The following is a 246-nucleotide window of genomic DNA, read 5'->3' as shown; positions in this document are numbered from 1 at the left end:
ACTGCAGACCGTAGATATCAATGAATCCACGCGACGAAGACTGATCGAAGCTATCGCCAGTCTCGTAGGTTGCCAGGTTGAAGTCATACAGTGAAGCCTCGGAACTCCGTCCATTCACAGTTGCACGGCCACCGTGCAGGACCATACGAATATCACCGGTCACATACTGCTGAGTATCTTCAATGAACGCATCCATGGACTTCTTCAACGGTGAGTACCACTGGGCTTCATAGACCAATTCACCCC

General features: G+C 50.8%; 1 pseudogene. It reads right to left on the bottom strand.

Annotated features, from left to right (window positions below):
* A pseudogene (locus QP415_RS12545) lies at window positions 1-246 on the bottom strand (argininosuccinate synthase domain-containing protein); the annotation flags it as partial.

The sequence above is a fragment of the Pauljensenia sp. UMB3104 genome (assembly GCF_030217285.1).
Lineage (GTDB): Bacteria > Actinomycetota > Actinomycetes > Actinomycetales > Actinomycetaceae > Pauljensenia.
The sequence above is the reverse complement of the archived record's forward strand: the minus strand, read 5'-3'. Positions and strand labels throughout refer to the sequence as shown.